This window comes from Streptomyces griseorubiginosus (assembly GCF_001514195.1).
Taxonomy (GTDB): domain Bacteria; phylum Actinomycetota; class Actinomycetes; order Streptomycetales; family Streptomycetaceae; genus Streptomyces; species Streptomyces griseorubiginosus.
In genome coordinates this window covers 535752-559219 of record NZ_KQ948735.1, presented here as the reverse complement: position 1 = coordinate 559219, position 23468 = coordinate 535752, and the positions used below count along the sequence as shown (strand labels likewise).

The window sequence follows — 23468 nt, the reverse complement described above, 5'->3', positions numbered from 1 at the left end:
AGTCCCTCACGAACTCCCTCGGAGCCGGACTCGTACGGATGCAGAGCCCCAGGGCTCAGCCGACCTGTTCGAAGACCATCGACCACCAGCTGTCCGGCTGGGCGAAGGCGTACGGGTCTCGGGCCTTGAGGTACTCGACGAGCTTGTCCGTGTACGGGGCGCGGTCCTGGAGTGCGGCCCGCTCCAGGTGCTTGGCGCGCAGGGCGAAGCGGTACAGGAATTCGACGAGGTCGGCGAGGGTGCGGTTGGCGATCTCGGCGCTCGGCTCCTCGTCGAAGGAGAGCAGGATGACGTAACCGCGGTCCAGGTCGAGGCAATAGCGCATCTCGGGGTCGTCGGTGGGGCCGCCCAGGACGAGGATGTGGGTCTCCTCGCCGCCCGCGGCGACCGGCACCACCGTGAAGGGGTCGGGCCCCTCGTCGGCGGTGTCGAGGGTGAACAGCACGTCGACGAACTTCGGCAGACCGACCTCGCACAGCACCTCGGCGTCGGCCTCGGACAGTCCGTGCTCCTCGGCGACGGCACGGTCCAGCGTGACCACGCGGTCCGCGCCGAACAGCTCCGTCATCTCGTCATGGGTGGCCATGCGTCCCCTTCTCCCCTTCCGTCCCGCGTCAGCCGCTGAGGCCGGCGCGTCGCAGCAGCTTCAGCCAGTCGTCGTACTCCACCAGCTCGTCGTCGACCAGCGCCAACCGCTTGTACTCGTCGAACGTGGCCAGTCGCTCCAGGAAGTACGCCTCCACGCCGGGGGCGAGCTGGTCGAAGCGCTCCGCGTCGACCCACTCCCAGTGCTCGGCCGGGATACCGAGGACGGCGCCACTCGCGCGATCGAGGAAGACCGGCGTCTGGTTGGTCATCCCGATGCAGAACAGCTTGTGCGGGGACAGGTCCAACGGGGAGTCGACCACCGGCTCGCAGTAGAACTGGTGTTCCTCCGCCTCGTCCAGACCGAAGAGCTGCACGGACGGTCCGCAGCTCGCGCCGTCGAGCACCCGGCAGAAGTCCAGGAACTCCCGCGGCACCCCGTCGGCCTCCGCGGCAGCGGCCGTCTCCTCGTCGATCGTCCCGCCGAGCGTGAACGAGAGCACGTCCGGACTTTCCTTCAGCGCCGCCCGCAGGGCGTCCACCGTCGCGATCAGACGGGACGACGCCGGGCTCGCGCTAGTCATCTGGCCACCACTTTATGTCGATGCTGATGGGATTGCCGTCCGGAAGATCCTTGATCTGTTGCCGTATCTGCGCGTTGCCGATGTCCTGGTTCGTGAACCGATCGAGCATCCGCAGGTTACGCCACGCGTCCGGACCACCGGTCTGGAGTTCATTGGTGTGGTCGGGCTCCATCTTACGGGCGGCTGCCGCCGCCTCCTTGGCGAAGTCGGGGTCGTCCTTGTGGTTCCTGTGGATCAGTGCGGTCAGCGCGCCCTTGTAGTCCGCTGTGATCTTCGAATCACGATAGTCCGAGGTCCTGCCCTTGAACTTGAAGAGCTTCCCTTCCTCGCCCAGCCGTTGCAGAGCCCGTGCCTTGCGTTCGAAGGCCGGCTTGGGCATGCCGGGCTTCCACTCCAGGGTGACGGTGTGCGGGTCCTTGGTGGTGTCCGGGCGGTCCTTGCCGATGCCGCCGCCGTCCCGGACGGCGTCCTGGTCGCGGGAGCGCTTGACGATGCTCTGGAGCATCGTCTCGATGTTCTTGTCGTTGCGCGCGTGGTTGTCGCCCATGGCGCGCACGCCCTTGGACACGTCCTGGAGGTGCTTGTGGAGCTGGTCCTCGGCCTCCTCGATGGCCCTGAGGATCTTCTCCGCGCCGGTCTCGACGGCCGCGGCGAGCGCGCCCTTGCCGCGGGTGCGGTTCAACCCGGCCCGGCTGCGGCGCAGATGGGGGCGGGCGCCGGACTCGTGCTCGTCGGCCTGCGAGGTGATCCGGTCGGCTAGCCGGTCATGGAGGTCCTTGTCGCTGCGTACGGTGTCGCTCACGCGGCGCCGCCCTTCTGGGAGAAGGTCCCCGTGGTGCCGTCGAGCCCTTCCTGGAATCCCTCGGTGCCCGCGCGCAGGGTCTTGCCGGGGCTGTAACCGTCCTGGAGGCCCACGGCGTTGGCGCCGAGCTGGAGGACGAGGTCGGTGGCCATGTTGCCGAGCGCGGAGTAGACGGGGCCCATGGCGACGGACATCAGCTCCTCCACGAGCATGTGCTCCGCCTCCTTCAGCAGCCGTCGCACGATGAGGCGGGTGGCCTGCGTGGCGCCGAGCGCGCCGACCTCGGAGAGGCCGAGGGTGAAGGGCGCGGCGGCCTGGGCGGCGATGATCTCGGCGGCGAGGATGCCGAGTTGGACGATGGCGGCCACCTTGGCCCCGGCCACGGCGACGGCGGCCCCGTCGAGGGCCATGGCCCCGAGGTCGGCGGCCTCGCCGAGACGTTCCAGGTGTACGTCGCTGACCTTGCCCCAGTGCTGCTGGAAGGCGGCGGTCGCGATGCCCTCGTTCCCCTCCAGGAACTCGTTGACGACGCTCGCCGTGGCGTCCTTGCCGGACCGCATCTGCGAGGCGAACGACCGCAGGCCGTCGGCCATGTCGCGGTAGTCGTCCTCGTCGACGTTGGGCCACTCGACGCCGATGAGATCCAGCACCCAGGCCGCCTCGTCGGGCAGCACGACCCCCATGCGCGTTCCCCCTTTGTCTTGGCAGGACCATTTCAGGTCACGCTGACGACGGCCGAACTTTACTACGGGGACGCCGATTTGCCGGGGTGACGGGAGGGAGAGGGGTTGTCGATGCGGGTGGGGATGTCAAGTACCCCTGGAGGAGCGGCGGTTCAGCGAGGGCCGAAGCGGTTGCCGGGCCGGAGGCCGTGGAGTTGGTCCGGCCCACGGAGACCGCCCGGACCGCCCGGCACGCCGGGCCGTTCCGCGCTCCGCCGGTCCTGCGACGCCCCGTCCGGATCCATCTCCTCACGTTCCTGTTCCGCGTCGCGGGCCCGCTGCCATTCCCCGAAGCGGGCGCCGGCTTCCCGGGCTTCGGCGTCGGAGCGCAGTTCCCCGGCCCGCCGGACCTTGTCGGCGCCGGAGAACAGGGCGGCGGTGTACTCCGGGTCGGTGAAGGCCTGTTCGGCGGAGAGGCTGCCGCGCAGCACGCCGTTCGCCATCTCCCGCAGCTTCGGATCGGGCCCGGTGCTCAGGGTACGCAGCGCGCGGAGCAGGCTGCGGGCCCGCTCCTCGTCCTTCGCGACACCGAGCAACTCCCCCTGATCCACCTCACGTCCGTCCGCCACCCGAACCTCCCCCTTCCGCACGCCGGCCGCCCCAGTATCCAACAGCCCCCACGTCCGCTACGAGGAGAGGGCGTCCCGCATGGCCTTCGCGGTGACCGTCGGGTCGTAACCCTCGGGAACGCCCTCGACGAGGATGATGTCGCCCTGGATGTGGCGCGAACGCAGCGGCGCGATCTCCTGGTACGCGGCGGACTCCCACCAGGCCCGCGCCTCGCCGATCCCGGGGAACCCGATCACCACGACGTGCCCGGGCCACTCCCCCTCCCGCACCTCGTGCTGTGTCCCGTGCACGAGAAAGCGTCCGCCGTACGGCTCGAAGGTCCCGCTGATGCGCTCGATGTACTCGGCGATCTCGGGGTGCGGGGTGGCTGCGCGGAGGTGGGCTATGGCGTAGGCGGTCATGGTGTCCTCCGTCGTGGTCCGGCTGGGTGCGGGGACGAGCCTGGCACGGGGGACGCGGCGGGGCGATTACCTCGGGTGTAAGGGGTACGGGGGTGAGCCCCGGAGGAGGGACGGAACCGGCCATCGCCGGACTCGCCGCCTTGATCGCCCTGCCATACTGCCCGTCGCCCACCACCCTGGCGCGGATCCCGCCGCACCCCCTGGAGCCGTAGATGTGGTCCACGATCGTCGCCGTCCTCGGCACCCTCGCCGGTGTCGCCCTGGCGGGCTACGCCCAGCGGTCAGGGGACCGGCAGGCCCGGGAGCACGCACACCGCCAGGACGTGACGCACGCCGTCGCGCAACTGCTGGAGGCGATCGTCCGGCACCGTGAAGTGCACTGGTTGTCCGTCGAGTCCCGGCGCACCGGCGCCGCCGAGACAGCGGAAGACCGGACCGCCCTGGCGACGACGCGCAGCGCGGCCACGGTCGCCCGCGACCGGGTCGGCCTCCTCGTCGTCTCGGACCCGGAGCTTCTGACTGCCGCCGAGACCGCGTGGCGAACGGCCGTGCAACTGCCGGACATCGTCCTGGGCCCGGTGACCGACGGCCGGTTCTCACCCGAGGTGGAGGCAGCCCTGGAGACCGCCCGGGAACAGTGCCGAGCCGCCCACACCGCGCTGCGGATCGCGGGCTCCGCCTACGTGCACGGCCGTTGAGCCGACCGACAGCCCACGCCGACCAGGCCCAGCCACCCCACCACGTCCACTTCCGCCCGCACCGTCTTGCCCGGCGGTGGTTCCCGGTCGAGCACCTCCCACCGGTCGGCGAGTGCCTCCACGAGGAGGAGACCTCGGCCGCCGTCCCCGAGGGGTTCCGACGGCCGTACGGCGGGCAGTGGTTCGGCCCGGGTGTCGGTGACCTCGATGCGGACACTGCCGGTCACCAGGGAGAGCCGTAGCTCGAAGTCCCGCCCCGGAACCCGGCCGTGGGTCACCGCGTTCGCGGCCAGCTCGGCCACGATCACCGCGACCGCTTCGGCGACCGGGGTGTCGTACGGCAGCCCCCACGCGCGGAGTTGGTCCAGGGCGAGGTGACGGGCCAGGCGCGCGCCTCTCGGGGTCGCGCTGAGTCGCTGGGTGAACGTACGTACGGTCACCGGAGCTCGTGCTGTCATGGGGCTCAATCTGGCGCCTCCGACGGGGACTTCTCCAGGTCGGCGCCGCGTACGCTGCGGCAGCGTACGCGGTCACGGGCTGGACAGTACGCGTGACGGAACGTGACCATGGGTCCGGGAGGTGACCGACTGTGGTCGATGGTGGCGGTGAGCCGGAGTCCTCGGACAGCATGCGGACGTTCGGGGCGGTGCTTCAAGCCCTGCGGGAGCATCAGGGGTTGAGCCGGGAGGAGTTCGGCGATCTGGTGGGGTTCTCCAAACACACGGTGGCGTCGGTGGAGTTGGGCCGCAGGATGCCCGATGTGGTGCTTGTGGAGCGGGGAGAGGAGGCGACGGGGAACACGGGGGCGCTGCGCAAGTCGTTCCCGAAGCTGGCTCGGCAACCGGGGCTGGCGGCCTGGTTCCGGCAGTGGGCGGGGCTGGAGGCGTCCGCGATGACGCTGTACACGTATGAATGCCGTTTGGTTCCGGACCTGTTGCAGACGGAGGCGTACGCGCGGCAGCTATTCGTCGACGAGCTTCCGCTGCTGGACGACGAACAGATCGAGACGCAGTGGACGGCCCGGGCGGAACGGCAACGGCTGCTGAGGGAGCGGCCGAACACCGCGTACAGCTTCATCGTCGAGGAACACGTGCTCCTGCGCCGCACAGGCGGAGTGGGGACGACACGAGAGCTCATCGATCACCTGCTGGAGGTCGCCGAGCTGCGGAACGTCGAGATCCAGGTGATGCCGCTGGTGCGGCCGTCGCACGCCGGTCTGCACGGGCCCATGCAGTTGCTGGAGACCCCGCAGAACAGGTGGTTCGCCTACACCGAGGCGCCGGAGAGCGGGTTGCTCATCTCCGACCGCAAAGTGATCAGCGCGCTCCAGAGCAGGTATGCCAGGATGCGTTCCCAGGCGCTCTCCATCACGGACTCGGTGAGCCTCTTGCGACGGATGCGAGGAGATCTATGAGCACCTCCGAACCGGCCTGGTTCAAGAGCAGCTACAGCAGCAGCGGTTCCGGCGACTGCGTAGAGGTCGCCCTCACCCCGTCCACCATCCACGTCCGCGACTCCAAGAACCCGCGCGGCCCCCACCTCACCGCTTCCCGGACCCCGTGGGCCGACTTCCTCGCCCACCTCGCGGGTGACCCGGGCGCAGGAGCCTGACGGCGCCCGCGCCGGTTCACCCGGGCGTCACCTCTCCGGACCGAAGTCCGCGTCCAGTCGCTCCTTCCATCCCGAGTCCGCCAGTCCCGCCCCGACGAGGACGTCCCGCCAGTCCTCCTTGGCCAGCTGGACGGCGTCGAGCAGGCGGTCCACCCGGCCCTGGCCGCACAGCAGGGTCGCCGCGGCGATGCGCTCCTTGTCCTCCTGGTCGCCCCGGTCGGTCAGGTGGTTGACCAGCTCGGTGAGGAGATCGCCCACCACCTCGCCCTCCCGGCCGGGAAAGTCCTCCGCGATGCGCCGTTCGACCCGCACGGTAAGCCCCATTTACCCTCCTTGTCGGCATACGCCCCGGCACGGTACCGCGCGCACCCCGTCCGACGGCGCAACCCGCACGGACGGCCCGCCACCCGTCACCCTCCGGGCCGCGGGCCGTCCTCTCAGAGCGTCACTTGCCAGGGCACTCCTTCCACGCCATGTGGTAGATCGTGCTGATGTCGCCGTCCGTCGAGTCCATCGTCATGAAGCTGACCTTGGACGGCGAGGAGGTGCCGGCGTTGACCCGGATCTCCGTGTTGATGTTGAAGTTGCGCTGGACCCCGCAGGGCGCCCAGACCAGCTGGGCCCAGTCGGTGGTGTCGGTCGCCTGCCAGTTGTCGTTGAGGGCGCCCGAGAAGGGGTGGGTCTTGAAGACCGTCTGGGACGAGCCCTGGAAGTAGTACGAGGCTCTCTGCACGGCGCTCGCTCCGGACTGGAGCGAGGCGAAGCCCCGGTAGTCCGCCTCGGCGATGGCGTAGGTGAAGCCCGACGGGACGTGGACGATCAGGTTGAGCTGGCAGTTCTTGCGGAACGCGGTGGGGTCGGAGTTGCCGCCGACCTGGGCGAGGTAGTCGCTGTAGGTCACCGTGAACGCGGTGTTGTCCTCGGAGACCGCGACGGCCGCCGTGCCCGCGGGACAGCCGGAGCCGTTCACCGTGGCGATGTTGATGACGATCTTGTCCGGCGGCGGGTCGACGAACCCGCCGGACGGGTTGTGGGCGGGTATCGCCGCGGTGAGAAGGGCGGCGACGGCGCCGCCCAGGAGCAGTCCACTGGCCATGGGGGGTCTCTCCTCTGCGCTGAAGGCGCTGAATGTTGAAGCGTGGAGAACCTGTGTGGTTTCTGTGAAGCACCGCGGCGAGGGAATCGTAGGAAGCACGTCATGGGCATGCCAGGGCGAACTCCAGCCATTCCCGCGATGGCCGAACTCACGTGTAAGTGGCTGGAGTTGAACGCAAACTGACTGCTGCGCCCTACGGGTTCTCCCAGGCCGCCGGTTCCGCCGCGAGGCGCTGCACCGGCTCGGGGAGCGCGTCGCCCGCGATGTCGGCGATGGTGACGCCCTCCAGGATCTTGCGGACGTTGGCGCGCAGCGCGATCCACAGCGGGAGCAGCGGCTGGGCGGAGCCGGTGTACTCCAGACCGGTGGGGCGCTCGCCGCGCACCGACACGATCGGGCCGTCCACCGTCCGGATGACATCCGCGACCGTGATGGCCGAGGCGTCGCGCGCGAGCCGGTAGCCGCCGCCCCCGCCCCGCCTGCTGTCGACGATCCCGCCCCGCCTGAGATCGCCGAGGATCCCCTCCAGGAACTTGTGCGGAATGTCCTGGACAGCGGCGATGGCCTCGGCCTTCACCGGCTCCGTGCCCTGCCGCACGGCAAGCTCCAGCACCGCCCGTACCGCGTAGTCCGCCCGCGCAGAGATCCTCATACGACAATTGTGCGGCGTCCGGCCATAGAGAATGGCCACACCACAATGGCCTCACCACTCACAGCCCGGCGAACGGGCCGGGCACGGACACGAGGACAGGCACGACCAGGAGGCGCTCCCTTGGAGCTGAGCAGACGTACATTCAGCGCCCTCGCCGGCACCACGGCGCTCGGCTTCGCGCTGAGCGGCAGTGGTGGGGAGACCACCCGGGCGTATGCCTCCCACAGCGTGCCCACCGGGCCCGCGCCGGGCGCGCCCGCCGCCGACCGGGCCCGGCACACGGTGGGCTTCGACGGGTACTCGCTGCTGGTCGACGGCCGCCGCCTGGTGCTGTGGTCCGGCGAGATGCACCCCTTCCGGCTGCCGAGCCCGTCGCTGTGGCGGGACGTCCTCCAGAAGATGCGCGCGCACGGCTTCAACGCGGTGAGCGTGTACGTGGCCTGGAACTACCACTCCCCCGGCCCCGGCCAGTACGACTTCACCGGTGTCCGCGACCTCGACCTGTTCCTGCGCACCGCCACCGAGACCGGCCTGTACGTGATCCTGCGCCCGGGCCCGTACATCAACGCCGAGGTCGACGGCGGCGGCTTCCCCGGCTGGCTCACGGCGACCGCGGGCCGGGCCCGCACCTCCGACCCGACCTACCTGTCGTACGTCGACGAGTGGCTGACCGCGGTGAACGCCATCGCCGCCCGGCACCTGTTCACCAGGGGCCGGGGCACCGTCCTGCTCTACCAGATCGAGAACGAGTACGACGCCTTCGTCGACGAGCCGCTCGGCCAGGACTACATGTCCCACCTCTACAAGAAGGTGCGCGCCGACGGGATCGACGTGCCGCTGTTCCACAACGACAAGGGCCGCAACGGCTACTGGGCCCCCGGCTCCTTCAACACCGGCGGCGAGGAGCACGGTTGGCTGTACGGCTTCGACGGCTACCCCGATCCCGGTGAAGTGCCTCCGGACTGGGGGCACTTCGGGGAGGGCGGGATCAAGGGCGGGGCGACGGCCAGTCCGCGCACGCCCGGGTTCATCCCGGAGTTCGGCGGGGGCTGGTTCGACTCCTGGGGCGGGGCCACCTTCGACGGCAAGGGGTACGCCGAGGCCCGGTACAGCCGGGACGCGGCCTACGAGCGGCGCTTCCAGCTGACCAACCTGGCCAACGGCATCACCGTGCACAACGTCTACATGACCTTCGGCGGCACCTCGTGGGGCTGGCTGCCAGCGCCGCAGGTCTACACGTCGTACGACTACGGGGCGGCGATCGACGAGGCCCGCAGGCAGACGCCGAAGCTCGCCCCGACGCACCAGCTCGGCCATCTGCTGCGGACCGTGCCGGACTTCGCCAAGCTGGACCGGGCGGACCCGGTGCGGGCCGCCGACGAGCGGCTGAAGGTGTACCACCTGACCAACCCGGACACCGGCTCGCATGTGTACGTGGTGCGCAACGACACCGACGCGCCGATCACCACGACCATCCCTGACGCCGGGATCGACGTGGCCTTCACCGTCGCCGCCCATGACGCGCGGCTGTTCACCGCGAACCTTCAACTGGGCGGCCGCACGCTCAAGTTCGCCACCGCGCAGCCGATGATGTGTCTCAAGGTCGGCCGGCTGGACGTGGCCGTCTTCACGGCCCCGCACGGCGAGATGGCGCAGGTGCTCCTGCAGTGCCCGGAGGAGCCGCTGGTCACCCGGGGCGACGCCGAACCCGCGTGGAACTACGACCTCGGGGTCCTGAGGATCACCACGCCGATCGGCGTCGGGGGCCTCGCCCGGGTGCGGATCGAGGGCGGCGGCACCGGCGGCGACACCCCGCTGCTGCTGATCTTCGCCGACGACCCCGGCGCGCTGCGGCTGTTCCCGTTCGACACCCCGACCGGCACGGTCCTGGTGTACGGCCCCTCGCTGCTGCGCGAGGCCCGCCTGGACGGCGTGACCGCCCATCTGACCGGTGACACCGTCGAGGGCACGGGCCTGGAGGTGTGGGGGCCGCGCGGTCTCGGCCAGATCACCTGGAACGGTCGTCCGCTGCGCACCTCGATCACCCCCATGGGCAGCCTGCGGGCCGAGATGCCGGCCGTCCCGGGGCAGCTGCCCATCCCCGCCGTGGGCGAGGTGCGGCTGCCCGCGCTGGACGGCTGGCGGAGCCGTACCGAGAACTTCGAGGTGCTCCCGGACTACGACGACTCCGGCTGGACACCGGCCGACCGCACCGGCTCGTACAGCCTCACCCCGGTCCCCAAGGGCGGGCCGGTGCTGTTCGCCGACGACTACGGCTTCCACTACGGCGACGTCTGGTACCGGGGACGGCTGACGGACGCGGCGGACCTGGAGTCGGTCTCGCTGACCTACAGCACGGGCACGCAGGGGCTGCTGATGGCGTGGCTGGACGGGGAGCCGCTGGGCACGCACAGGATGCCGGTGCCGGACAAGTCCACTGTCCGGAAGGGCAGTTGGACGGCCACGGCCACCTTCGACACGCCACCGCCCACCGGGCAGTCGCCCCGCGTGCTGTCGGTCCTGGTCCGGCGCATGGCGCACGACATGGACGGCAGGTCGGCCGACTCCCACAAGGCGGCCCGGGGGTTGACGGGCGTCTCCTTCAAGGGCGGTTCCCCGAAGGCGCGTTGGCGCATCCAGGGCGAGACGGCACCGGACCCGGTGCGCGGGCCGCTCAACAACGGCGGGCTGTACGGGGAGCGCAAGGGCTGGCACCTGCCGGGCTTCGCCGAGGAGCACTGGGAGCCCGCCGAACTGCCGCGCGCCGACCGGCGCCAGGGGGTCACCTGGTACCGGACGACGTTCCGGCTCGCCGTGGACGCCGACATCGACGCCTCCGTCGGCCTCGTCCTCGACGACGACCCGAAGCGCGCCTACCGCGTCCAGATCTTCCTCAACGGCTGGAACATGGGCCAGTACATCAACGACGTGGGACCGCAGCACACCTTCGTGCTGCCCAACGGCATCCTGCGCACCCGGGGCACCAACACCCTTGCCCTGGCGGTCCTTTCGGACGGGACGACGGAGTCCGGGCCCGGGGACGTACGGCTGAGACTGCTGGGGACGTCGGCCGGGGGCGTACCGGTCGCCCCGGTGCCGGCGCCCGGCCGCTAGCCTGCTGTCCTTGAAAGTTCGAACACCCTGACATTTCGAGCACTCGTCCCTGGAAGGTGACCCGCGATGCCGCTGACTCCCGGCGATCCGGCGTCAATCGGCGGCTACACGCTGGTCGACCGGCTGGGCAGCGGCGGCATGGGGGTCGTCTACCTGGGCCGTTCGGAGTCCGGGCGGCGGGTCGCCGTCAAGCTGGTGCACCCCGCGTTCGCGCTGGACGAGGAGTTCCGCACCCGCTTCCGTCAGGAGGTCGCGGCGGCCCGCCGGGTCAGCGGGGCGTTCACGGCCCCGGTGGTGGACGCGGACCCGGACGCCCCGCAGCCGTGGATGGCGACCCTGTACGTCCCGGGCCGCACCCTCGCGGACATCGTGGCCCAGGACGGCCCGCTGCGCGGCGGCGCGCTGCGGGTGCTCGCGCTGGGCCTCGTCGAGGCGCTGCGGGACATCCACCGGGTCGGCATGGTCCACCGGGACCTGAAGCCGAGCAATGTCCTGATGGCCGAGGACGGGCCCCGGGTCATCGACTTCGGCATCTCGTACGCCGTCGACAACGAGGCGCTCACCATGACCGGGCGGCTGATCGGCACCCCGCCCTTCATGTCCCCGGAGCAGTTCGCCGCGCCCCGCGAGGTCACCGGCGCCTCGGACGTCTTCTCGCTGGGGTCCCTGCTGGTCTACGCGGCCACCGGCAGCCGCCCCTTCGACGGCAGCAGCCCCTACTTGACGGGCTATCAGGTGATGTACGAGCCGCCGGCCCTGGACGGGGTCGCGGAACCGCTGCGGAGCATCGCCGAACGCTGCCTGGACAAGGACCCGGGAGCCCGGCCGGAGATCGGTGAACTGCACGAGCTGCTCAGGCAGTTGCCGGACACGGAGGCAGCCCCTGCGAGCCCGGCCGTAGAGCCGCCGCCCGCACCTGCGTCCGACCTCACCAAGGCCGGACCCACCAAAACCGGCCCCCCGGTCTCGCGGCGCGGGCCCCGGCGGCGCGTCCTCGTCGGTGCCGTCGCCGCCCTGGCCCTGACCGGGCTGACCATCGCGGCGGTACGGGCCGGGTCGGCCGGCAGGAGCGCGTCCCCGGCACCGAGCGGGCCGGTGTCCGCCGCACCCGGGTCCACACCAGCCGTGACGCTGCCGCCCCGACACGTGCCCTGGGACTACCAGATCGGCGGCGCGTACCCCCCGGCGGCGGACGTGCGCGTGGTGAGCCGCAGCTACGAGGACGCCCCCGGCGAGGGGCTCTACAACATCTGCAACATCAACGCCTACCAGGCGGAGTCCGGGACGGAACGGGACTGGGACGCCGACCTGTTGCTGCGCGACACCCACGGGAAGGTCGTCCACGACAAGGACTGGGACGAGGCGGTCCTGGACATCCGTACCGCCGGAAAGCGCGAGCGGATCGCCACCAGGCTGGAGGGCTGGATCGACTCCTGCGCGGCCAAGGCTACCGGGCCGTGGAGCCCGACAACTACGACTCCTTCGCCCGCTTCCCGTCGTACCTCAAGGCCGGTCAGGCAGAGGCCCTGATGAAGCTGCTGACGCGGCACGCCCACGCCAAGGGCCTGGCCGTCGCGCAGAAGAACACCACGGAACTCCTCGCCGACCGCGCGTCGGTGGGCCTGGACTTCGCCATGGCGGAGGAGTGCGCGGAGTACGACGAGTGCGGCGCGTTCGCCGACGCCTTCGACGGCAACGTCCTGGTGGTCGAGTACACCGGCAAGGGCATGGCCACGGCGTGCGCCCACTGGGGCGGCACGCTCAGCGTGGTGCGCCGGGACCCGGACGTGGTGCCCGAGGGCGCCGCCGGCTTCCTGCGGAAGACCTGCTGACGCCCCCGGGGACCCCGGTCAGCCGAGCCGGATCACGTTCCAGGACAGCGGCTCCAGTACGGCGGTGAGGGTGCCGTCCGTCAGCGCGGTGCCCTCGGCCGGGTGCGGGGCGACCCGCTCCGGCTCGGCGAGGGTGTTGCGGGCGTCCGGGTCGGCGTCGGCGAGGACGCTGTGCTCGACGACCTCGGTCAGGTCGAGGCCGTTCAGGGCGACTTCGAGGGGCAGGGCGCCGGTCCGGCTGCGGTTGACGGCGAAGACGGTGACCGTGCCGTCCTCGGCGCGTACCGCGGTGGCGTGCAGGAGGTCCGTCTCGCCGTACTTCTTCGTGTCGTGGGTCGGCGAGTCGACCCGGACGTCGAGGACCTCGCCGCGGCCGTACTTCGAGGCCTGGGCGAACGGGAAGAACGTGGTCTGGCGCCAGGCCGGCCCGCCCGGCTCGGTCATGATCGGGGCGATCACGTTGACCAGCTGGGCGAGACAGGCGACGGTGACGCGGTCCGCGTGGCGCAGCAGCGCGATGAGGAGGGAGCCGAAGACGACGGCGTCCAGAACGCTGTAGTTGTCCTCCAGGAGGCGGGGGGCCTCCGCCCAGTCCCGGGCGCCGGAGTTCTCGATCTCGTGCCACTTCGACATGTACCAGACGTTCCACTCGTCGAAGGAGAGGTTGATCTTCTTCTTCGACTTCAGGCGCGCGCCGATGTGGTCGGCGGTGGCGACCACGTTCTCGATGAAGGACTCCATGTCGACGGCGGAGGCCAGGAAGGAGTCGAGGTCGCCGTCCTCGGGCTGGTAGTAGGCGTGCAGGGAGATGTAGTCGACGAGGTCGTAGGTCTCGGCGAGGACCGTCGCCTCCCACTCGGCGAACGTGGGCATGGACTGGCTGGAGGAGCCGCAGGCGACGAGTTCGACGTCCGGGTCGATCTGGCGCATCGCGCGGGCCGTCTCGGCGGCGATCCGGCCGTACTCCGTCGCCGTCTTGTGGCCGGTCTGCCAGGGGCCGTCCATCTCGTTGCCCAGGCACCAGAGCCTGATGCCGAAGGGGTCCTTGTCGCCGTGCGCGGCCCGCAGGTCGGACAGGGCGGTGCCGGCCGGGTGGTTGGCGTACTCCTGGAGTTCGAGGGCCTCGGCGACACCGCGGGTGCCGAGGTTGAGGGCCATCATCGGCTCGGCCTGAGGGCCGACCTTCTTCAGGAAGGCGATGTACTCGGAGAGGCCGAAGCGGTTGGTCTCGGTGGAGCGCCAGGCCAGGTCGAGGCGGCGGGGGCGGTCCTCGACGGGGCCGACCGAGTCCTCCCACTTGTAGCCGGAGACGAAGTTGCCGCCGGGGTAGCGCAGGGCGGTGACGCCGAGTTCGCGGACGAGGTCCAGGACGTCGGTGCGGATGCCGTCCTCGTCCGCGGTGGGGTGGCCGGGTTCGAAGATGCCGGTGTAGACGCAGCGGCCGAGGTGTTCCACGAAGGAGCCGAACACACGGGGGTCGACCCTGCCGATCCGGAAGGCGGGGTCGAGGGTGAAGCGGGCGGTGGAGCTCATGTGCGCCTTTCGGGGTGGAGGGGCCTGGTTCGTCGGCGGGTGCGGTTCGACGACAGGGTTACGCTTGTTCGCTATTTCGAATCATGGTCGCCATCCCGGACGGACCGTAGGCAGGAAGCCCTTTCAAGTCAATGGGGTATGCAGCAGAATCGGATCGCGTGACGGGGCGGTTCGGGGGCGCGTACTCTCGAACAGCCCGTCCTACGGCGGCGGGACGCTCAGGGGGTGGGATGGACATCGCGGGCGCGCGCAGGAGTGCGGCCCGGATCGCCTCGGCGCTACGACGCAGCCGGGCGACCCCGGCCATGCGCGATCTGGTCTCCCACCTCACCGCCGCGGTCCGGGCCCGACCCCGTCCCCCGGCCGACGTGCCCGAGCTGTGCCGGGCCCTGTGCCAGGCGATGAGCGGCCGGCGCGGTGGACGCCCCGTCGACCTGCGCTTCGAGCGCTTCCCCGACGAGATCGCCGTCACCGGGCTGTGGGTGGAGTTCCAGGACTTCGACCTCGTCATCGTCGAGGAACGCGCCGAGGCGATGCAGCAACTCGTCATCCTGGGCCACGAGCTGTGGCACCTGCACGCGGGCCACGCCCATCACCACGCGGCCGCGGCCGACGCCCTCGCGAACCGGCCCGGCTGGGACTCCGTCGCCCTGACGGTGGCCGCCCGCAACGGCTCCCGGGCCGCGGACGAGGCCGAGGCCGACGACTTCGGGCACCGGCTGGCGGCGGCGTTCCGGCCGTTCGTCGCGGGCCGCGGCTGCGGTGCCCGGCCCGACACGGTCCAGAGAACCCTCGGCTACCGCGGAGGCGGAGCACGGTGACACACCCCCAGCCGGCCGCCGGGACGGTCGAGTCCCTCACCGGACTGAGCATCCCCTACTGGCTGCCGGGCCTGGTCCTCGGAGCGGCCCTGGCGATCAAGCTGCCCAGCATCGTCAAGCTGTGGCGGGACCCGCTGCTGCGGGCCGTGGGGGGCCTGCTGCTGTTCGCCTGCGCGGTGTTCCTGTTCGCGGCCCCGAGCACCATCGCCTGGACGAACCGGGTCACCGGCGTCCCGAACATCGCCGCACCCTGGGTGTACACGCTGCTCACCGCCCTGTGCGCGTCCTGGCTGCTGCTGGTCGTGCACTGGCGCGACGGCCGCAGCGAGCACCATGCCCGGATCCGGCGGGCGACCCGCTGGGTGATCTGGGTGTACGCGGCCGTGGTCGTCGTGATGTGGGTGCTGTTCGCCCTCGCCGACGTCCCCGTGGAGCGGATCCGGGACCTGGACACCTACTACGCCGACACCCCGTTCATGCGCGAGCTGATCCTGCTCTACCTGCTCGCGCACACCGTGGCCAGCCTGATCACGTCCGGGCTGGTGTGGAACTGGATCCGCACCACCGGCCTCGACGCCTGGCTGCGCTGGGGCCTGCGGTTCCTCGGGGTCGGCTTCGCGACGAACCTGCTCTTCAGCGCGGCCAAGCTCACCGCCGTCGTGGCCCGCTGGACCGGGCACGACCTTGACTGGCTGAACACCAACATCGCCCCGGCCGCCGCCTGTGTCGCCGCCACCCTGGTCGCGATCGGCTTCATCATCCCGCACGCCGGCCAGTACCTCCACGAGCGCTGGCTGGTCCGCCGTCGCCACCGCGACCTCAGGGCCCTGGCCCGGCTGATGCGGACCGTCGCGGGCAGCCGCGAACCGCTCGCCCTGCGCGCCACCGCGGAGATGCGGCTGATCCGCCGCGAGACCTTCATCCGCGACGCACTGCTCCAACTGTCCCGGTTCATCGACGAGGACCTGCGCGTGCGCGCCTACGACACCGCGCTCGCCCTCGGTTTCGAACGCGGCCGGGCCCAGGCCCTCGCCGCCGCCGTGACGATCCTGGACGCCGTCGAGGCGGGGCGGCAGGCGCCGGACACCGAGGGCGACGGCGACCCCGACACCACGTACCTGCTCCAGGAGATCGCGGCCGTGTCCGAGGCCCTGCGCAGCCCCGACGAGATCAAGGCGGTACGCGCCCGCGCGGCCGTCCCGGCAGAGAGCATGTCCACGCATGACTGAAAGCCCCTCCCCCGCGAGAGTCGCCGTCGTCCTCGGGGGATCGCACACCGGCATGCTCGCGGCGGCCGCGCTGACCGGCCTCGCCGACCGGGTGGTCGTGGTGGAGCGCGACGTACTGCCCGAAGGGCCTGCCCCGCGCAAGGGGCTGCCGCAGGCCCGGCACGCCCACATGCTGTGGTCCGGCGGGGTGCGGGCGATGGAGGACCTGCTGCCGGGCATCACCGCCGCGCTTCTGGACGCCGGGGCCCGCCGGGCGCCGGTCACCACCGACATGGTCGTCCACTCGGCCCACGGCTGGTTCCGGCGCTGGCCCGAGTCCCACCACGTGATCCTGGCCGGCCGGGACCTGCTGGACGCCACGGTCCGGGCGCGGGTCCTCGCGGACGAACGGGTCGAGGTGCTCGGCGGCGTCGAGGCCCTGGGGCTGGTGGGCGGCGCGGAGGCCGTCACCGGGGTCCGGGTCCGGGAGGCCGACGGCCGGGAACGGACCATCGAGGCGGGGACGGTCGTGGACGCGACCGGGCGGGCCTCCGGAACGCCCCGCCGGCTCGCGGATCTCGGGCTGCCGGCACCGGAGCGCCGCGAGGTCGACTCGGGCCTGGCGTACGCGAGCCGCCTCTACCTCGCGCCCGAAGGGGCCCGCGACGGCTTCCCCGTCGTCAGCGTCCAGCCCGACCCCCGCGAGCCGGGACCGGGCCGGTCGGGCTTCCTGCTGCCGATCGAGGACGGCCGCTGGATCGTCACCCTCAACGGCACCCGCGGCGGCGAACCCACCGCCGCCGACGCCTCGGGCGAGGACTTCGTGCGCTTCGCCCGCGAGGAGCTCAGACATCCGCTGATCGGCGACCTGCTCGCCCGCGCCGAGCCGCTGTCCGAGGTCGCCTTCACCCGTACGACCGTCAACCGGCGGTACTTCTACGAGCGGGCCGCGGTCTGGCCGGAGAACTTCACGGTGCTGGGGGACGCGTTGGCCGCGTACAACCCGGTCTACGGGCACGGTCTGGCCGTCGGCGCCCAGAGTGCGCTGATCCTGCGGGACCTCACGCGGCGGCACGGGTTCGGGGCGGCCGGGCTGTCCCGTCGGGTGCAGAAGGCGGTGGCCCGGCCGGTGGGAGCGGCGTGGGACCTGGCCACCGGACAGGACGTGTTCTATCCGGGGGCGACGGAGGCGGGCCCGACGGCCCGGGACCGGCTCGTGGCCGCGTACGTCTCGCGTCTCATGCGCACGGCCACCGGCAACGGCCGGATCGCCCGCCGGGTCACCGACGTGACCTCGCTGGAGCGGCGGGCGGAGGTGCTGCTGACGCCGGCCGTGCTCCTGGCGGCGGTACGGGGGCCGTTGAAACCGGCGCTGACCGAACCGCCCCTGACCGCGGAGGAGTTGAAGAAGGCGGGTTTGCAGTAGACGTCGGTCAGCCCGCGAACGGCTGTTGGGGCAGGCCCTTGCCCGCGCCCGGCACCACCAGCAGGGAACCCGCCACCGGGTGCGGCGAGTTGAGGCCCACGCGGGCCGTCGTGACGTACAGGTCGGTGAGGTCCGGGCCGCCGAACGCGCACGCGGTGACGCGCGGGACCGGCAGGGTGATCACCCGGTCCAGCTCGCCCTGAGGGGTGTAGCGGCGCACCGCCGCCCCGTCCCACAGGGCGACCCAGACACAGCCGTCGGCGTCGACGGTGAGGCCGTCGGGGAAGCCGGCGCCGTCCTCGATCGCGACGAGGGTACGGCGACCGGTGATCCGCCCGTCCTCGTGATCGAAGACGTCGACCCGCCGCGTCGGCGAGTCCACGTAGTACATGAGCCGTCCGTCCGGGCTCCACCCGGTGCCGTTGCTGACGGCCACGTCGGCGAGGACGGTGGTGTGGGTGCCGTCGGCGGTGATCCGGGACAGGGTGCCGCCACCCGGCGCCTCGTCGTAGCGCATGGTGCCGGCCCAGAGGGAGCCGTCGGGGGCGACGGCGGCGTCGTTGGCACGGCGGCCGGGGACGGGCTCGCGGTGCAGCCAGCGGAAGGCGCCGTCCGGGTCGAGCACGGCCACGCCGTCGCGGAGGTTGAGGACCAGGCCGCCGTTCGCGCGCGGCTTGGCGGCGCCGATGTGCTGGTCGAGGACGCGGACCGTGCGCCGGCCCGTGGCGGGTTCGTAGGTGTGCAGCCGGGCGCCGAGGATGTCGATCCACAGCAGGCGGTTCCCGGCGGCGTCCCAGGTGGGCCCCTCGCCGAGGGTGGCCTCGGCCCGGACGGCGACGTCGTACCTGCTGAGCCGGGTCATGCCGCGCCCCGGTGGCCGAGGCGCTCGGAGAGTTCGCCGGCGCCCTTGAGGGCGAGCTGCTCCAGCTCGGCGCGCCGGTCCTCGCTCCAGCGGATCATCGGCACGGAGATGGAGAGGGCGGCGACGACCTGCCCGGAGCGGTCGCGGACCGGGGCGGCCACGCAGGAGACGTCCGGGTTGGACTCCCGGTTCTCGATGGCGACGCCGCGGCGGCGGATGTCGTCCAGGGCCTCGCGCAGGGCGACGGGGTCGGTGATGCTGTTGGGGGTCATGGCGACGAGCGGGACGCCCTCCTGGATTCGGGAGGCGAGCAGCTGCTCGGGGAGGGAGGCGAGGAGCATCTTGCCGACGGAGGTGCAGTGGGCCGGGAGCCGGCGCCCCGCCGCGGAGACCATCCGCACCGCGTGCGTCGAGTCGACCTTGGCGATGTAGATGACGTCGGTGCCCTCCAGGATCGCCACGTGCACGGTCTCGTCACAGGTCTCGGCGACGGCCCGGGCGACCTGCTGCCCCTCGGCGGCGAGGTCGAGCTGCTCGGCATAGCGGCTGCCGAGCTGGTACGGCCGGACCCCGAGCCGGTAGCGTCCGGGCTGCCCGGGGACCTGGACGATGTACGACCGGGCGGCGAGAGTGGTCACCAGCTCGTGGACGGTGGTGCGGGGCAGCTGGAGCCGGCGCACTATGTCGGGGGCGGAGAGCGTGCCGTCCCCCTCGAGGAAGAGCTCGAGAATGTCGAGAGCCCGGGTCACGGCAGGTACGAGGCGTCCCACAACCTGCCCCCTCTCTTGTTGTCGTCTAAGGCGTCTGCGTTCGAAATTTCAACAGACGATCGGCATGACGAACACAGGCTAGCGACAGGCCGTTTCCCCAGGCAATGGGCAGGCGACGCGCGGCACCACTCCGTGCACGGATCGTCACCCGCGTGTCTCAGGCCAACTCCCCCCGCAGCCGTCGGGCGCGTAGGACCAGTTCCAGTTCGAAGCGGCGGTCCGGGTCGTCTATTTCGTCGCCCCAGAGTTCCCGGATCTGGCGTAGGCGGTAGCGGACGGTCTGGGGGTGGACTCCCAGGCGGGCGGCGACCTCGGGGGCGCCGCCGCGGGTCTCCAGCCAGGCGAGCAGGGTTTCCGCGAGGCGGCGGGCGTGGGTGGGGCCGCAGTGCTGGAGGGGGGAGAGACAGCGCAGGGCCAGGTCGTCCATCAGTTCCTCGGGCTGGAGGAGGACCAGGGCCTCGGTGTGCTCGGTGCAGTACAGGACCTCACCGCCGGGCAGCAGGTCCCGTTCCATCAGGCGTACGGCCGCCTCGGCCCAGCGCAGCGACTTCGCCGCGTCCGCCAGCGGGACCGGCGGCCCGATCGCGCCCGACCAGCCGGTCAGGGCCCGGTGCAGGAGCTCGGGGCGGCCGGCCGCGTCCGGTTCCGGTACGACCATGCGGGGCTGCTCGTAGTCCATGTCCAGGAGGACGCCCTGGGTCACCGCGGGCGGTACCGCCTCCCGGGCCGGGCGGAGCAGGACGCCGACCGCGACCTTCCTCGGGAGCGGCCAGCCGATGCGGGCCGCGCGTTCCGTGAGGGCCTCGGCCGGGTCGCCGTGGTGCCGGTCGGCCAGCAGCAGTTCCATCAGGCGCCGCTGGAGGCGCAGGCGCTCACCGGCCTGCCGGGCCGCCGCCTCCGCGTAGCCGCGCACCGACTGGTCGACCAGGCCGTCCAGGTACTCGTAGCCCGCGTCGACCAGCTCGTACATCGCGGGCGGCGGGATCTCCACACGCTGGCCGATGTCGGCGAAACGGCGCCAGGCCAGGCGTACCCCCATGCGGTAGATCGCCTGGAGGGAGTCGAGGCTCCGGCCGTTCAGGCCCTCGCCCCTGCCGAACTCCTGGAAGACCCCGGGCGGGACCGTCGGCCAGCCCTCCGCAGTCTCCAGATGCTGGACGAAGACCTCGATCGCGCGGCGGATGCCGACCAGGGCCATCGGCTCTCCGGACTCGTCGAGGACGACCGGCAGATGCGGGTACTCGCGGCGGATCTCGTTCAGGATCTCCTCCGCGAGCGCCGGCGCCTCGGACAGGGCGATGGCGGCGAAACGACGGACCTGCGGACGTGGGACGTCATGCCAGGCCGAGCGGGTGTGCACGGCTGCCGGACGGGCGACCACCGGTCAACTCCCCTGGTCCGGCTGCTCGTAGGTGATCAAGGGGGTGTTGGGCTGCTCGGGCGTCGCCTCCAGCAGCGCCACGATGCCGAGCGCGGCACCGAGGGCGAGCAGGGCGGCGGCCACGACGGTCAGTGCGGCGGCGAGCAGTCTGGACATCGCAGGGGCAGCCTCTCTCGAGCGGCTCGATCCGGCGTACGTCCCCACCCGGAACCCGGAACCCGGAACCCGTCACCCACCCTGCCTGTCGACCCAGTGTCGGCAGGACCCTGACGCCCCGTCAAGACGTTGACACTCCGTCAAGGAGCGCCTACGGTCTCCGGCCCATAGAGCGGCCCGAACTCCGTCATCTCACGCCCCTGGAGTGTCCGGATGCGCCGTACAGCCTCTCCCCTCTCCCTGATCCTGCTGGGACTCGGCACGTTTCTGCTGGTACTGGCGCCCCTGCTCGCGTGGTACGTGGAACCGCGGGCCGCCGTGAACCCGATCGACATCGACCAGACAGCCGTCTACCGCGGGACCGGCAGCGTCTTCGACACCGAGCAGGTGAAGACCGTCCCCGACCAGCGGATCACCGTCACCCAGCGGGTGCGCGGCGACGTCGAGGACAGCGAGCGCAGCGGCCGGGCCGCGGTGTGGGACGTGACCACCACCGTCGACACCGACAAGTCGCTGCCGGCCGCGGACCCGCACGACGCGCTGGAGTTCGTCCCGCACCGCTGGGTCATGGACCGCAGGACCACCAAGCCGGTGCACTGCTGCGGCGAGAAGCCGTACATCGAGGGCGAGGCCTATCTGAAGTTCCCCTTCGACGTGCAGCGACGCTCCTACCAGTGGTGGGACAACTCGCTCGGTTCCACGGTGACTCTGCACTACCGGGGTACGAAGAAGGTTCAGGGGTACACGGGTTACCGGTTCACCGGCACCGTGGCCCCGGCGAAGGTCGGGACCCGCCTGGTGCCGGGCACGATCGTGGACGAGCCCGACCGGCCGCAGGTGCTGGCCGAGGAGTGGTACTCCAACCACGGCATCGAGCTGGTCGTGGACCAGCGCACCGGCCGGGTCGTCTACGCGCAGGTGGGCCCCAGGCGCACCCTGCGGGCACCCGGTGCGAAGAAGGACGCCGTGGTCCTGCTGGACAGCCGCAAGATCGCGTTCACTTCCGCGACCCAGAAGGACGCGGTACGGCTGGCCGAGCGGGACAGCGGACAACTGCGCGCGGTGGGCACAACGTTGCCGATCGGGGCTGCTGTGGCCGGATTCGTACTGGCGGTCGTGGGAGGCGTTTTGGTGGTACGGGGGCGCAGGCGTCCCGAGTCCACCGATATGAGCGGTACGCCCGAGCCCGTCCTCACGATGTGACTGGACGTCAGCTCTAATAAGCCCGGAAATTGTCACGTGCGTGAGTAGCCACGGCGTTCCGGTGGGCGAAAACTGTGCCACCCCACCCGAGCACAACCCACCCACACCCACCTCCCAGGAAGCGCACAGTCCCCCCACAAGCAGGCGGAAAACACCGCTGAGTTCCGCACCCTGAGACGAGTTGGAGCACCCATGCCCCAGCACGTGCCCCATCCGCTGCGGTCGCCTTCCGAGGCGTCGCAACGGCAACCCTCATCGCACGGACCGCACAACGCGCAGTACGACACACAGCACGACGCGCGGCACGCCGCACCGCACGACGCACAGCACCCTTCGGCGCTCCCCCCACCTCCGCGCCGCATCGTCTTCCTCGCCCACCGCGACCTCGACAACCCGTCCGCCGGCGGCTCCGAACTGCTCGTCGACCGGCTCGCCGACGGACTGACCCGACTCGGCCACCAGGTGACCCTGCTGTGCGGCGGGCCCGCCTCCTACCGGGACTACCGGGTCGTGTCGGCGGGCGGCGAGTTCGGGCACTACCTGCGCGCCCGTACGGCCTTCACCCGCCAGGTCGGCGAGACCGACCTGCTGGTCGAGGTCTGCAACGGCATGCCGTACCTCGCTCCCCTCTGGCACCGCGGCCCGACCCTCTGCCTGGTCAACCACGTGCACACCGACCTGTGGAAGATGCGGTTCGGCGGCCCGCTGGCGCCCGCCGCGCGGCTCGGCCGAAGACTCGAACACTGGGCGCTGGCCGGTGCGGCGGCCCGCGGGCGGAGTCTGCTGGTGGCCGTGTCCCCCTCGACCGCGCACGCGCTGCGGGCGATCGGGGTCGAGCGGGACCGGATCCGGGTCGTGCACAACGGGGTCGAGGAGCCGGAGCCGTTGGTGCGGCGCTCGCCGGAACCGCTGTTCGTGGCCGTCGGCCGGCTGGTCGAGTACAAGCGGATCGATCTGCTGCTGCGGCTGTGGGAGCGGGTGCGGCCGGTGACCGGTGGCCGGCTGGTGATCGTGGGCGACGGTCCCGAGCGGGACCGTCTGGAGCAACTCGCCGGTCCTGGCGTGGAGTTCGCCGGGCATGTGTCCGAGGCGGAGAAGCACCGGCTGTTGTGCGAGGCGTGGCTGCTGCTGCATCCGTCTGCCGTGGAGGGGTGGGGGCTGGTGGTGACCGAGGCGGCGTCCCGGGAGACACCGACCATCGCCTTTGACGTGCCCGGGCTCAGGGATTCCGTCGTGGACGGGGAGACGGGGGTGCTGGCGCGGGGGGAGTCGTCGTTCGCCGCGGCCTGGTGCACGCTTGCCCTGTCGGGGCATCGCCGGGAGGTCATGGGGAAGGCGGCGCGGGATCGTGCGGCCCGTTATCGCTGGGATCGGACTGTCAGACAGTTTCGGGCTGTTGCGTCTGAGGCGGTGAGGGGCTGGGGGCCGTGAGGCGGGTGCG

General features: G+C 71.5%; 24 protein-coding genes and 2 pseudogenes. 11 read left to right on the top strand and 15 right to left on the bottom strand.

Going from position 1 to position 23468, the window contains the following annotated elements:
- Positions 1-55: 55 nt before the first annotated feature.
- The 6 genes from AQJ54_RS08995 to AQJ54_RS08970 all read right to left on the bottom strand — a co-directional run bounded on the left by AQJ54_RS08995 (position 56) and on the right by AQJ54_RS08970 (position 3664).
- Positions 56-586: an SUKH-4 family immunity protein gene (locus AQJ54_RS08995; protein WP_062235778.1), complete on the bottom strand. Its 531-nt coding sequence runs from the start codon at positions 584-586 to the stop codon at positions 56-58.
- Positions 587-614: 28 nt separating this feature from the next.
- Positions 615-1169: a hypothetical protein gene (locus AQJ54_RS08990; protein ID WP_246091182.1), complete on the bottom strand. Its 555-nt coding sequence runs from the start codon at positions 1167-1169 to the stop codon at positions 615-617.
- Positions 1162-1971, bottom strand: a complete 810-nt coding sequence (locus tag AQJ54_RS08985; RefSeq protein ID WP_062027951.1) for a hypothetical protein — start codon at positions 1969-1971, stop codon at positions 1162-1164. The genes AQJ54_RS08990 and AQJ54_RS08985 overlap by 8 nt, the downstream gene beginning before the upstream one ends.
- The gene (locus AQJ54_RS08980; protein WP_062235776.1) at positions 1968-2654 is read right to left on the bottom strand and encodes a WXG100-like domain-containing protein; all 687 of its coding nucleotides are present in this window, start codon (positions 2652-2654) and stop codon (positions 1968-1970) included. The genes AQJ54_RS08985 and AQJ54_RS08980 overlap by 4 nt, the downstream gene beginning before the upstream one ends.
- 152 nt (positions 2655-2806) lie before the next feature.
- Positions 2807-3262 (bottom strand): hypothetical protein, encoded by a 456-nt coding sequence (locus tag AQJ54_RS08975; RefSeq protein WP_062235773.1) that lies wholly within the window; start codon positions 3260-3262, stop codon positions 2807-2809.
- Between the two features lie 57 nt (positions 3263-3319).
- Positions 3320-3664, bottom strand: a complete 345-nt coding sequence (locus AQJ54_RS08970; protein WP_062027945.1) for a DUF1330 domain-containing protein — start codon at positions 3662-3664, stop codon at positions 3320-3322.
- Positions 3665-3876: 212 nt separating this feature from the next.
- On the opposite strand from AQJ54_RS08970, the gene AQJ54_RS08965 reads away from it, so the two are divergent.
- The gene (locus AQJ54_RS08965; protein WP_062235771.1) at positions 3877-4362 is read left to right on the top strand and encodes a hypothetical protein; all 486 of its coding nucleotides are present in this window, start codon (positions 3877-3879) and stop codon (positions 4360-4362) included.
- On the opposite strand, the gene AQJ54_RS08960 is transcribed toward AQJ54_RS08965, so the two are convergent.
- Positions 4344-4820 (bottom strand): ATP-binding protein, encoded by a 477-nt coding sequence (locus AQJ54_RS08960; RefSeq protein WP_062235768.1) that lies wholly within the window; start codon positions 4818-4820, stop codon positions 4344-4346. The genes AQJ54_RS08965 and AQJ54_RS08960 overlap by 19 nt on opposite strands.
- Before the next feature lie 170 nt (positions 4821-4990).
- Here AQJ54_RS08960 and AQJ54_RS08955 point away from each other — a divergent pair, with 170 nt between their 5' ends.
- Positions 4991-5776 (top strand): helix-turn-helix domain-containing protein, encoded by a 786-nt coding sequence (locus AQJ54_RS08955; RefSeq protein WP_079069834.1) that lies wholly within the window; start codon positions 4991-4993, stop codon positions 5774-5776.
- Positions 5773-5973, top strand: a complete 201-nt coding sequence (locus tag AQJ54_RS08950; protein ID WP_062027938.1) for a DUF397 domain-containing protein — start codon at positions 5773-5775, stop codon at positions 5971-5973. Before AQJ54_RS08955 ends, AQJ54_RS08950 begins: the two co-directional genes overlap by 4 nt.
- Before the next feature lie 27 nt (positions 5974-6000).
- Here the strand turns inward: AQJ54_RS08950 and AQJ54_RS08945 are convergent, their stop codons facing one another.
- From AQJ54_RS08945 to AQJ54_RS08935, 3 genes are all read right to left on the bottom strand, one after another.
- Complete coding sequence (locus AQJ54_RS08945; protein WP_062027936.1) at positions 6001-6297, bottom strand: hypothetical protein; 297 nt, start codon at positions 6295-6297, stop codon at positions 6001-6003.
- A 121-nt stretch (positions 6298-6418) separates the two neighbouring features.
- Positions 6419-7069, bottom strand: a complete 651-nt coding sequence (locus AQJ54_RS08940; protein ID WP_062027934.1) for a DUF4360 domain-containing protein — start codon at positions 7067-7069, stop codon at positions 6419-6421.
- A 193-nt stretch (positions 7070-7262) separates the two neighbouring features.
- Positions 7263-7721, bottom strand: a complete 459-nt coding sequence (locus tag AQJ54_RS08935) for an RrF2 family transcriptional regulator (protein ID WP_062027932.1) — start codon at positions 7719-7721, stop codon at positions 7263-7265.
- A gap of 120 nt (positions 7722-7841) precedes the next feature.
- On the opposite strand from AQJ54_RS08935, the gene AQJ54_RS08930 reads away from it, so the two are divergent.
- The 3 genes and pseudogenes from AQJ54_RS08930 to AQJ54_RS47735 all read left to right on the top strand — a co-directional run bounded on the left by AQJ54_RS08930 (position 7842) and on the right by AQJ54_RS47735 (position 12667).
- Positions 7842-10835, top strand: a complete 2994-nt coding sequence (locus tag AQJ54_RS08930; RefSeq protein WP_062235761.1) for a glycoside hydrolase family 35 protein — start codon at positions 7842-7844, stop codon at positions 10833-10835.
- Between the two features lie 66 nt (positions 10836-10901).
- Positions 10902-11891: pseudogene (locus tag AQJ54_RS43335) on the top strand (serine/threonine-protein kinase); the annotation flags it as partial.
- Positions 11865-12667, top strand: a pseudogene (locus tag AQJ54_RS47735) (endo alpha-1,4 polygalactosaminidase). The pseudogenes AQJ54_RS43335 and AQJ54_RS47735, both read left to right, overlap by 27 nt.
- Before the next feature lie 18 nt (positions 12668-12685).
- On the opposite strand, the gene arfA reads toward AQJ54_RS47735, so the two are convergent.
- Entirely contained in the window at positions 12686-14200 is a 1515-nt protein-coding gene (gene arfA / locus AQJ54_RS08920) for an arabinosylfuranosidase ArfA (RefSeq protein ID WP_062235758.1), read from the bottom strand.
- 230 nt (positions 14201-14430) lie between these two features.
- Between arfA and AQJ54_RS08915 the strand changes: the two genes are divergently transcribed.
- From AQJ54_RS08915 to AQJ54_RS08905, 3 genes are read left to right on the top strand one after another with little or no spacing between them, the layout of a single operon-like run.
- Positions 14431-15021 (top strand): hypothetical protein, encoded by a 591-nt coding sequence (locus AQJ54_RS08915; RefSeq protein WP_062235755.1) that lies wholly within the window; start codon positions 14431-14433, stop codon positions 15019-15021.
- The gene (locus AQJ54_RS08910; RefSeq protein WP_062235752.1) at positions 15018-16250 is read left to right on the top strand and encodes an MAB_1171c family putative transporter; all 1233 of its coding nucleotides are present in this window, start codon (positions 15018-15020) and stop codon (positions 16248-16250) included. Before AQJ54_RS08915 ends, AQJ54_RS08910 begins: the two co-directional genes overlap by 4 nt.
- The gene (locus AQJ54_RS08905) at positions 16243-17655 is read left to right on the top strand and encodes an NAD(P)/FAD-dependent oxidoreductase (RefSeq protein ID WP_246091180.1); all 1413 of its coding nucleotides are present in this window, start codon (positions 16243-16245) and stop codon (positions 17653-17655) included. The genes AQJ54_RS08910 and AQJ54_RS08905 overlap by 8 nt, the downstream gene beginning before the upstream one ends.
- A 7-nt stretch (positions 17656-17662) precedes the next feature.
- Here the strand turns inward: AQJ54_RS08905 and AQJ54_RS08900 are convergent, their stop codons facing one another.
- The 4 genes from AQJ54_RS08900 to AQJ54_RS46050 all read right to left on the bottom strand — a co-directional run bounded on the left by AQJ54_RS08900 (position 17663) and on the right by AQJ54_RS46050 (position 20824).
- Entirely contained in the window at positions 17663-18517 is an 855-nt protein-coding gene (locus AQJ54_RS08900) for an SMP-30/gluconolactonase/LRE family protein (protein ID WP_062235747.1), read from the bottom strand.
- Entirely contained in the window at positions 18514-19287 is a 774-nt protein-coding gene (locus AQJ54_RS08895; RefSeq protein WP_062027920.1) for an IclR family transcriptional regulator, read from the bottom strand. The genes AQJ54_RS08900 and AQJ54_RS08895 overlap by 4 nt, the downstream gene beginning before the upstream one ends.
- Positions 19288-19444: 157 nt before the next feature.
- The gene (locus AQJ54_RS08890; protein WP_062235744.1) at positions 19445-20668 is read right to left on the bottom strand and encodes a PucR family transcriptional regulator; all 1224 of its coding nucleotides are present in this window, start codon (positions 20666-20668) and stop codon (positions 19445-19447) included.
- A 3-nt stretch (positions 20669-20671) separates the two neighbouring features.
- A complete protein-coding gene (locus tag AQJ54_RS46050; RefSeq protein ID WP_020136392.1) occupies positions 20672-20824 on the bottom strand; it encodes a hypothetical protein in 153 nt (50 codons plus the stop codon).
- Between the two features lie 213 nt (positions 20825-21037).
- Between AQJ54_RS46050 and pgfA the strand changes: the two genes are divergently transcribed.
- Together pgfA and AQJ54_RS08880 are read left to right on the top strand one after the other, a co-directional pair.
- A complete protein-coding gene (pgfA, locus tag AQJ54_RS08885; protein ID WP_062235740.1) occupies positions 21038-22027 on the top strand; it encodes a cell envelope lipid trafficking protein PgfA in 990 nt (329 codons plus the stop codon).
- A gap of 192 nt (positions 22028-22219) precedes the next feature.
- Positions 22220-23458, top strand: coding sequence for a glycosyltransferase family 4 protein (locus tag AQJ54_RS08880; RefSeq protein WP_062235736.1), 1239 nt, complete (start codon positions 22220-22222; stop codon positions 23456-23458).
- Positions 23459-23468 lie beyond the last annotated feature (10 nt).

Coding starts and splice junctions, on each gene's coding strand:
- AQJ54_RS08965 (WP_062235771.1), top strand. CDS start 3,877: ATGTGGTCCACGATCGTCGCCGTCCTCGGCACCCTCGCCGGTGTCGCC.
- AQJ54_RS08990 (WP_246091182.1), bottom strand. CDS start 1,169: ATGACTAGCGCGAGCCCGGCGTCGTCCCGTCTGATCGCGACGGTGGAC.
- AQJ54_RS08945 (WP_062027936.1), bottom strand. CDS start 6,297: ATGGGGCTTACCGTGCGGGTCGAACGGCGCATCGCGGAGGACTTTCCC.
- AQJ54_RS08960 (WP_062235768.1), bottom strand. CDS start 4,820: ATGACAGCACGAGCTCCGGTGACCGTACGTACGTTCACCCAGCGACTC.
- AQJ54_RS08995 (WP_062235778.1), bottom strand. CDS start 586: ATGGCCACCCATGACGAGATGACGGAGCTGTTCGGCGCGGACCGCGTG.
- AQJ54_RS08970 (WP_062027945.1), bottom strand. CDS start 3,664: ATGACCGCCTACGCCATAGCCCACCTCCGCGCAGCCACCCCGCACCCC.
- arfA (WP_062235758.1), bottom strand. CDS start 14,200: ATGAGCTCCACCGCCCGCTTCACCCTCGACCCCGCCTTCCGGATCGGC.
- pgfA (WP_062235740.1), top strand. CDS start 21,038: ATGCGCCGTACAGCCTCTCCCCTCTCCCTGATCCTGCTGGGACTCGGC.
- AQJ54_RS08905 (WP_246091180.1), top strand. CDS start 16,243: ATGACTGAAAGCCCCTCCCCCGCGAGAGTCGCCGTCGTCCTCGGGGGA.
- AQJ54_RS08955 (WP_079069834.1), top strand. CDS start 4,991: ATGCGGACGTTCGGGGCGGTGCTTCAAGCCCTGCGGGAGCATCAGGGG.
- AQJ54_RS08880 (WP_062235736.1), top strand. CDS start 22,220: ATGCCCCAGCACGTGCCCCATCCGCTGCGGTCGCCTTCCGAGGCGTCG.
- AQJ54_RS08940 (WP_062027934.1), bottom strand. CDS start 7,069: ATGGCCAGTGGACTGCTCCTGGGCGGCGCCGTCGCCGCCCTTCTCACC.
- AQJ54_RS46050 (WP_020136392.1), bottom strand. CDS start 20,824: ATGTCCAGACTGCTCGCCGCCGCACTGACCGTCGTGGCCGCCGCCCTG.
- AQJ54_RS08915 (WP_062235755.1), top strand. CDS start 14,431: ATGGACATCGCGGGCGCGCGCAGGAGTGCGGCCCGGATCGCCTCGGCG.
- AQJ54_RS08950 (WP_062027938.1), top strand. CDS start 5,773: ATGAGCACCTCCGAACCGGCCTGGTTCAAGAGCAGCTACAGCAGCAGC.
- AQJ54_RS08980 (WP_062235776.1), bottom strand. CDS start 2,654: ATGGGGGTCGTGCTGCCCGACGAGGCGGCCTGGGTGCTGGATCTCATC.
- AQJ54_RS08935 (WP_062027932.1), bottom strand. CDS start 7,721: ATGAGGATCTCTGCGCGGGCGGACTACGCGGTACGGGCGGTGCTGGAG.
- AQJ54_RS08900 (WP_062235747.1), bottom strand. CDS start 18,517: ATGACCCGGCTCAGCAGGTACGACGTCGCCGTCCGGGCCGAGGCCACC.